The 1,068-nt window shown below is 51.8% G+C and carries 2 protein-coding genes; both read left to right on the top strand.

Annotated features, from left to right (window positions below):
* The coding region (locus tag AB5Z52_RS17285) for an ABC transporter permease (RefSeq protein WP_368267169.1) at positions 1-467 on the top strand (467 nt) is incomplete at its 5' end.
* Positions 464-1,068 (top strand): ABC transporter ATP-binding protein (locus tag AB5Z52_RS17280; protein WP_368267168.1); only part of this gene is annotated, 605 nt, incomplete at its 3' end. The genes AB5Z52_RS17285 and AB5Z52_RS17280, both read left to right, overlap by 4 nt.

Raw genomic sequence — 1,068 nt, 5'->3', positions numbered from 1 at the left:
GTGCTGTGGGGCCTTTGTATCGCATCATCCTGCCTCAGGCGTTAAATAGTCCGCTGGGCTTAGTTCCTCTCTATATGGTGGTGATAATGCCATTCGTGTACCGTTCCCTTGATGCGGGCATTCGGGTTGTTGATGTGCGCACGCTTTGGGATGCGAGTTCATCATTGGGGGCAGGTGCGGTTACCACGTTGGTGCGTGCCATCCTGCCTAACCTTCGCAGTGCCATCATGTCGGCATCGTTGTTGGGATGCGCAATTGTTTTAGGTGAATTTGCTATTGCTCAGCTTTTGCTCAAGACTACATTTCCTGTGATTCTTTCGCAGGTTGGTACTGCGCATCCGCACTCGGCTGCAGCGTTGGCCTTCATCACGATTATGGTCACATGGATACTGCTTGGACTGCTGTCAATGGTTGGAGGAACTGGCAAACATAAAACCGCACAATACAGTAGTAAGGAAAACAAATGACGACAGTTGCTGTGAGTTCTTTACCACAGGGGACATCCGTCACGTTGCGTAATGTGACTAAATCCTTCGGGACTACGAAGGTGCTCAATGGACTTGACCTCAATATTCATTCCGGTGAGTTAGTCGCATTGCTGGGACCTTCGGGTTGCGGCAAGAGTACGTTGCTGCGCATAATCGCTGGTTTTGAAGCCGCAGATCAGGGTTCAGTGTTACTGGATGATGTTGATGTGAGCGGTGTGCCGACAAATCGTCGTGACATCGGACTGGTGTTTCAAGCCTACTCGCTGTTCCCCGTCATGTATGGGCTCAGCATACGACATGTGGCCAAGACAGAGGCGAAAAGCAGCGCCGTTGAGCTACTGGCTAGTGTGGGGTTGGCTGATTACGCAGATCGTTATCCAGCGCAGCTATCAGGCGGTCAGCAACAGCGCGTGGCGTTGGCTCGTGCTTTGGCCACTAAACCGCGAGTTTTATTGCTCGACGAGCCCTTGTCGGCTCTTGATGCCAAGGTGCGTGTGCAGTTGCGGGACGAAATCCGTGCTCTGCAATTAGAAACTCATACCACGACCATAATGGTTACGCATGATCAAGAGGAAGCTCT

The organism is Enterococcus sp. RTP21361st1_A6_RTP21361_211029, from assembly GCF_040910045.1.
GTDB lineage: Bacteria > Bacillota > Bacilli > Lactobacillales > Enterococcaceae > Enterococcus_D > Enterococcus_D gallinarum.
This window is presented reverse-complemented; position numbering and strand designations above follow the sequence as displayed.